Genomic DNA, 6,609 nt, shown 5'->3' on the forward strand with positions numbered 1-6,609 from the left:
TAGCCCGCTATGGTCATCAGCTCCCCATGGGCGAAGTTGATCAGCCCCATGATCGAGAACACCACCGCGAGCCCCAGCGCCAGCAGCGCGTAGGTGCCGCCCAGCGACACCGCGTTCACCGTCTGCTGCAGAAAGAAATCCATGCTACGCCTTTCAGCCGTCGAGATAGGCGCCGCTCAGCGCCTCGGAGGTTGCCAGCTCTGCGGCGCTGCCCTGCCCCACGATCCGCCCGCCGGAGAGCACGTAGCCCCGGTCGGCGATCTGCAGCGAGCGCGCCACGTTCTGCTCGACCACGCCCAGCGTCACGCCGGCGCCGCGCAGCCGCACTAGAAGTTCGAAGACCTGCTCGACGATCAGCGGCGCAAGGCCGAGCGACGGCTCGTCGAGCAGCAGGAGCTTGGGCCCGCTCATCATCGCGCGCCCGATGGCCAGCATCTGCTGCTGCCCGCCCGAGAGCGTGCCCGCGAACTGGCCGCGGCGAGGATCGGAAACAGGTCGTAGACCCGGTCCCAGGCTTCGGCCACGGCCGCCTTGTCGCGGATGCCGTAGGCGCCCATGCGCAGGTTTTCAGCCACGCTCAGGGTGTTGAAGACGCGCCGCCCCTCGGGCACCAGCGTCAGCCCGGCGGGCGCCAGCGTCTCTGCCGGGTCGTGGGTGATGTCGCGGCCGAGGAACTCGACCGTGCCGGAATGCACCGGCACCAGCCCCACCAGCGCGTTGAGCGTCGAGCTCTTGCCCGCACCGTTGGCGCCGAGGAAGGCGACGATCTCGCCTTCCCCGATCTCGAAGTCGATGCCGCGCACCGCCTCGACGGGCCCGTAACGGACCATCAGACCGGACGTCCTGAGAAGCGGTGTCATCGCGGCCTCGCCTTACTGCATCCGCGGAGCGGGGATCAGCTCGGCTGTGGGCGATGGCTGACCGACAAGCTCGCGCTCGCCTTCCTTGACGCGGATCATCGACACTTCGCGCACCGGCATGCCGTCGGTGCCCTTGTAGGTGATGACGCTGGTCGCGCCCTGCACACCCTCGAGGTTGGCGAGCGCGTCGCGGATCGCCTGCGGATCGGTGGAGCCCGCGGCCTCGGTCGCCGCCTCGATCACCTTCACGAGGTCATAGCCCACGGCGTTGAACACGGTCTGCGACGGCGCACCGGTGACGTCCTCGTACTTGGCGTTGAACTCGGCCAGCGGGCTGCCTTCCGCGGCATAGCCCGCGGTGGTGAAGACGAGGCCCTCGGCAGGCGCGCCCAGCGAGAAGGTGGTCGGGCTGTCGATGCCGTCCGAGCCGATCACCTGGCTGGTGACGCCGGCGGCGCGCAGCGCGTTCAGGAAGGAGGGAAAGTCGGGCTCGTAGGCCGCGGTCATGATGACGTCGGGCTGCGGATCGTCACGATGGCCGAGAAGTCCTGCTGGCCGATGGAATAGGTGTCCTGCCCAAGCATCTCGCCGCCGAGCGCGTCGAAGACCTCGGCGAAGTAGAGCGGCAGCGTCGTGTACTGGGTGTCCGGCGAATAGAGGATGTAGCCGGTCTTCATGCCCTGCTCCCATGCCCATTCCGCCGAGACGGTGGCCTGCACGTTGTCGCCGGGGAAGTTGGCGAACATGTACTCGCCGCCCACCATCGGCAGCGTCGGCGACGAGGCGCAGGTCGAGATCGCCGGGATCATCGCACCCGAAACGATGCCCATCGCCGCCAGCGACGGGTCGGCATCGCAGGGCAGCACCAGCACCGAGACGCCCGCGTCCACCAGCTCCTGCACGGCGATGGCTGTCTGGGCGGCGTCGGAACGCACGTCCTTCTCGAGCAGTTCGATGGGCATGTTGCCCCCGATGCCGCCGGCCTCGTTGATCTCGTCGACGGCGATGTGCACGCCCTCGATCACCGGGGCGTCGTATGTGGCCAGCCCGCCGGTCTGCGCGGTGGCCACGCCCACCTTGAGCGTTTCGGCCAGCGCCGGGCTCATCATCCCGAGCGTGGCAAGGGCGGTGGTCAGTGCGAGTCTCTTCATGGGTCGTTCTCCTCTGTCGGTTGATGCCCCGGTTCGGCGGGGTCGTCTTGGGTCTGGGACGTTCCGAGATAGGCCTCGATCACCGCCGGGTCGCTGCGGATCTCGGCGGGTGCGCCGGAGGCGATGAGCCGGCCCTCGTTGAGCACGAGGATCCGGTCGCACAGGCTGTTGATGAGCTTGAGGTCGTGGTCCACCAGCAGGATGCCGATGCCGAGCTCGCGGGTGAGGCCGCGCAGCGTCTCCATCAGCGCATCGGTCTCCTCGCGGTTCATGCCGGCGGCCGGTTCGTCGAGGAACAGCAGCTTGGGCTGGCAGGCGAGCGCGCGGGCGATCTCGATCCGGCGCTGGTCGCCGTAGGAGAAGGTGCCCGCGTCCTTGTCGGCGTGACCGGCCACGCCGAGCCGCGCCAGCGCAGCGTCGGCGCGCGCCCGGGCGTCCTTGCCGCTTCCGGTCGAGAGCCCCGCCACCAGCACGTTCTGCTCGACGGTGAGCGACGGGAAGAGCCGGATGTTCTGGAAGGTCCGCGCGATGCCGAGCTCGGCGATGCGGTGCGTCGGCAGTCCGTCAAGCTTCGTCTCCCCCAGCCGCGAGGTGCCCTCGGTGGGCTCCAGCACGCCCGAGAGCATGTTGAGCAGCGTCGTCTTGCCCGAGCCGTTGGGCCCGATCAGGCCCACGATCTCGCCCGGGCGCAGCGTGACCGAGACGTCGTTGACCGCTGTCAGCCCGCCGAAGCGCATGGTCATGTGCTCGGCCGTCAGCGCCGAGCGGTCCGAGACCGCCGGCAACGTGGCCTCGGTCTTCTCTGCACCGCGACGGGTGAAGACCCGCTCTTCCCATTCCTTGAGCCCCGCCAGCCCTTCGGCCTTGCGGAACATGGCAAAGAGGATGATCAGCGCGATGCCGATCTGGGTGGTGCCGAAGACCTGCGGCACGGTGAAGGCGCCGATGTCGAAGCCGCTCTCGAAGCGGCGCAGCACCTCGGTCACCACGGTGATGGTGACGGCGCCGGTCACCGCGCCGGTGACCGTGGTCATGCCGCCGACGATCAGCATGGCGAGCAGCTGAAACGTGTCGACGAAGTAGAATTTCTTGGGGCTGAAGGCGCCGAGGAAATGCGCGATCAGCGCGCCCGACAACGCCATGACCGCGGCGCTCAGGATCCACGAGATCAGCCGCTCGCGCTTCATGTCGACGCCGACCGCGCCCGCCGCGATGGCGTTCTCGCGGCTCGCCCGCAGGCGCAGGCCCGACACGCTGTCGCGGTAGAGCCGTGCCACCACCAGCGCCGCGACGCACCAGCCCGCCGCCACCCAGAGCGAGGTCTCGCGCGGGACGCCGAAGAAGGTGCCCGAGCCTCGGGTCACGTCGCGCCAGCCGATGATGACGCCGTGGGTTATGATCAGCAGGCCAAGCGTGGCGATGGTCGCGGCCGAGCCGTCGAGCCGCCCCACGGCAAGCCCCACCACCAGCGCAAAGGCGCAGGTCACCACGATGGCCACGAGGATCGCCGGGAACAGACCAAGCTCGGTCGCCGCCAGCCACGCCGGAAGCTTCGGCAGGGTCGCGGCCTTCATCGCCGCCGGCAGCGTCAGCAGCGCCGACACATAGGCCCCCACCGCCATGAACGACAGGTGCCCGAACGACAGCACACCGCTGTTGCCGCTGTAGATCCCGATGCCCACCACCGCGATCAGCGAGATGAAGAACACCGACAGCACCCGCTCGCTCGCCGCCCCCAGTCCCGTGGCCACCAGAGCCGCCACGATGACGAACGCTGCTGCCGCGGCGAGTGCGATGGCCATGTTGCGTGGTGAAGCCGTGAGCATTGCGAATCCTTTTCTGACGCCCTGATGATTGTGACGATATTTTTTCACCGGCAAGAAAGTTTTCTGGTTTGACAAGATTTTTTCACCACGCAATCGTGGCGGCGAACTTGGAGAGGCAACATGCAGGTCAGGGCTCGAATCGAGCGAATTTCCGGGGAAATGACCGCCACCGAGCGCCGGATCGGCGCGGCGATCCTGCTCGACTACCCGTTTGCGGGGCTCAAAACGAAAACCTCGGCGCCGTCGATCTCGCGCTTCGTGACCAAGCTCGGCTTCCAGGGCTACGCCGAATTCCAGCGCAGCCTGATCGCCGAGCTGAAGGAGGGCGAGCGTTCGCCCGTGGACCTGCAACGCACCGCCCAGCCGGTCGAGGGCGCCTATCTCGCAAGCTTCCTCAGCCGCTCGGCCACGGTCATGCAGGGTGCCTCCACCGCCATTTCCGAGGCGCAGTTCGAACGCATCTGCGCGCTGCTCGCCGACCCGAGGCGCGGCGTCTACTTCCTTGGCGGGCGGATGAGCGACACGCTGCTGAGCTTCATGTCCCGCCACTTGCGGCAGGCCCGCGACAAGGTTCACCACCTGTCGCCCGACCCCGAGGCCTGGCCCGACCACCTGCTGCGGATGAAGCCCCGCGACGTGCTCTTCGTGGCGGATTTCCGGCGCTACCAGAAAAGCCTCGAGCGGCTCACCGAAGGTGCCGTGCGCGAGCGCAAGGTGCAGGCGGTGGGGCTGACCGACCGCTGGCTCTCGCCCTGCGCGGCACATGCCACCGAAGTGCTCGCGGTGCCGATCGACAACGGCACGCTCTGGGACACCTACACCGGCGCCTTCGCGCTGATCGAGGCGATCGTCACGCGCATCGCCGAAACCCACTGGACCACCACAAAGACGCGCATCGAGGCATGGGATGCCATGCGCCTCGATTTCGGAGACCCCGACACATGATCTCAGATCCCCTCGTATTCGCCGCCACCTCGGACATCGCCGGCAAGCTGCGCGGCAAGGCCTTCCCGCTGTCGCAGATCGAGAAGCGCTTGAAGCGCGGCGTCGGCTGGACTCCCACCAACGTGCAGATCACCTGCTTCGACGCCATAGCGGATACCCCCTTCGGCGCGCTCGGCGACCTGCTGCTGATCCCCGACAGCGAGACCACCGTGGCGCTCGATTACGAGGACGGCAGCCCGGTCGAGCGACTGGCGCTGGGCGACATCACCGACCTCGACGGCACACCGTGGTCCTGCTGCACGCGCTCGATCCTGAAGTCCGCGCTCGAGCGGCTGCGCAAGGCGGCGGGGCTCGAACTGGTGGCCTCGTTCGAGCACGAGTTCCAGTTCACCCCGACCGAGACCACGCCGGGACAGGCCTATACCTTCTCGGGCTTCACCCGCCGCCGCGCCTTCGGCGAGGCGCTCATGGCGGCGCTGGCGCAGGCCGGGCTCGGGACGGACACCTTCATGAAGGAATACGGCCCCGACCAGTACGAGATCACCGTGACCCCCTCGCAGGGGGTGCGCCCCGCCGACGAGGCGGCGCTCCTGCGCGAGATCACCCGGCTGACCGCGCAGCGCGTGGGCGAGCGGGCGACCTTTGCGCCGATCCTCGATCCCGACAACGTCGGAAACGGCGTGCACATCCACATGAGCTTCCTCGACGCGGCGGGCGCACCGGCCACCTACGACCCTGCCCAGCCGCAGGGCATGTCGGCCACCACCGGCAGCTTCATCGCGGGCGTGCTCAAGTATCTCGACAGCATCGTGGCGCTCACCGCGCCCTCGGATGTCTCCTACCTGCGCCTGACCCCGCACCGCTGGAGCGCCGCCTACAACAACCTCGGCTTCCGCGACCGCGAGGCCTCGCTGCGGATCTGCCCGGTGACCGCGACCGATCCCGAGAGCATCGCGAAACAGTACAACTTCGAGTACCGCGCCGCCGATGCTGCCGCCTCGCCCCACCTCGCGCTTGCCGCCATCGTGCACGCGGGCTGTCAGGGCATCGAGGACGCGCTGCCGATCCCCGCGGTCACCGAGGAAGACCTCTCGGTGCTCTCGGCCGAGGATCTCGCCGCGCGCGGCTATGCCCGCCTGCCCGAGACGCTGCCCGCCGCCCTCACCCGCTTTGCCGAGAACGAGACCGTCACCGGCTGGTTCCCCGAGGGCTTTGCCGAGGTCTACACCGCCCACAAGCGCGGCGAGCTGGCGTGGCTCGACGACAAGGACACCGCCGCGCGCTGCGCCGCCTACGGCACCGTCTACTGACCCGCGGACATCCCCCGGGACGGCGCGGATTTCAGCGCCGTCCCCCCCCAAATCCGTCACGCTGAAAAAAAGTTAAAGACAAACCTGTCTAGACCTGTCTACCATACATGAAGAGACAGGAGGACGGATGAAGCAGAGCGCCGCAGAATCGAAGTCCCAGCGCATCGCGCGGGTGCTCGAGGCCGAGATCCGCTCGGGCACGCTCACCGACGGCGCGGCGCTGTCGAGCGAGAACGCGCTTGTCGAACGCTTCGCCGTCTCGCGCACCACCGTCCGCAAGGGGCTCGGCATCCTCGCCGCCAAGGGGCTCATCCGCACCAAGGTCGGCATCGGCTCCTTCGTGACCTACGGCGGCGCGGTGATCGACAGCGGCTCGGGCTGGAGCCTGTCGCTGGCGGATGGCCGCGCCCGGCTCGGCACCCGTATCCTGCGCATCGCACGGCTTCCCATGGACCTCGACGACCCCGCCCCGCAGGGCGAGATGCTGGCCGTGGACCGCATCCGCTTTCGCGAGGAG

General features: G+C 68.4%; 6 protein-coding genes and 2 pseudogenes. 3 read left to right on the forward strand and 5 right to left on the reverse strand.

Annotated elements, in window-relative coordinates:
* The 5 genes and pseudogenes from HC022_RS29695 to HC022_RS16395 form a co-directional block, all read right to left on the reverse strand.
* Positions 1-143: pseudogene (locus HC022_RS29695) on the reverse strand (branched-chain amino acid ABC transporter permease); the annotation flags it as partial.
* A gap of 10 nt (positions 144-153) precedes the next feature.
* Positions 154-860, reverse strand: a pseudogene (locus HC022_RS16385) (ABC transporter ATP-binding protein).
* Between the two features lie 12 nt (positions 861-872).
* Entirely contained in the window at positions 873-1,367 is a 495-nt protein-coding gene (locus tag HC022_RS29240) for an ABC transporter substrate-binding protein (RefSeq protein ID WP_254885129.1), read from the reverse strand.
* Entirely contained in the window at positions 1,364-2,011 is a 648-nt protein-coding gene (locus HC022_RS29245) for an ABC transporter substrate-binding protein (RefSeq protein ID WP_254885130.1), read from the reverse strand. Before HC022_RS29245 ends, HC022_RS29240 begins: the two co-directional genes overlap by 4 nt.
* Positions 2,008-3,837: a branched-chain amino acid ABC transporter ATP-binding protein/permease gene (locus tag HC022_RS16395; protein ID WP_167453142.1), complete on the reverse strand. Its 1,830-nt coding sequence runs from the start codon at positions 3,835-3,837 to the stop codon at positions 2,008-2,010. Before HC022_RS16395 ends, HC022_RS29245 begins: the two co-directional genes overlap by 4 nt.
* 159 nt (positions 3,838-3,996) lie before the next feature.
* Between HC022_RS16395 and HC022_RS16400 the strand changes: the two genes are divergently transcribed.
* The 3 genes from HC022_RS16400 to HC022_RS16410 all read left to right on the forward strand — a co-directional run.
* Positions 3,997-4,782, forward strand: a complete 786-nt coding sequence (locus HC022_RS16400) for a MurR/RpiR family transcriptional regulator (RefSeq protein WP_254885131.1) — start codon at positions 3,997-3,999, stop codon at positions 4,780-4,782.
* Positions 4,779-6,092 (forward strand): glutamine synthetase family protein, encoded by a 1,314-nt coding sequence (locus tag HC022_RS16405; RefSeq protein WP_167453144.1) that lies wholly within the window; start codon positions 4,779-4,781, stop codon positions 6,090-6,092. The genes HC022_RS16400 and HC022_RS16405 overlap by 4 nt, the downstream gene beginning before the upstream one ends.
* A gap of 127 nt (positions 6,093-6,219) precedes the next feature.
* Positions 6,220-6,609: GntR family transcriptional regulator (locus tag HC022_RS16410; protein WP_167453145.1), on the forward strand; the 390-nt coding region annotated here is incomplete at its 3' end.

This window comes from Salipiger sp. HF18 (assembly GCF_011806505.1).
Taxonomy (GTDB): domain Bacteria; phylum Pseudomonadota; class Alphaproteobacteria; order Rhodobacterales; family Rhodobacteraceae; genus Salipiger; species Salipiger thiooxidans.

What these genes read in the sequence shown, in the direction of transcription:
- HC022_RS29240 (WP_254885129.1), bottom strand. Translation starts at nt 1,367, where the DNA reads ATGACCGCGGCCTACGAGCCCGACTTTCCCTCCTTCCTGAACGCGCTG.
- HC022_RS29245 (WP_254885130.1), bottom strand. Translation starts at nt 2,011, where the DNA reads ATGAAGAGACTCGCACTGACCACCGCCCTTGCCACGCTCGGGATGATG.
- HC022_RS16395 (WP_167453142.1), bottom strand. Translation starts at nt 3,837, where the DNA reads ATGCTCACGGCTTCACCACGCAACATGGCCATCGCACTCGCCGCGGCA.
- HC022_RS16400 (WP_254885131.1), top strand. Translation starts at nt 3,997, where the DNA reads ATGACCGCCACCGAGCGCCGGATCGGCGCGGCGATCCTGCTCGACTAC.
- HC022_RS16405 (WP_167453144.1), top strand. Translation starts at nt 4,779, where the DNA reads ATGATCTCAGATCCCCTCGTATTCGCCGCCACCTCGGACATCGCCGGC.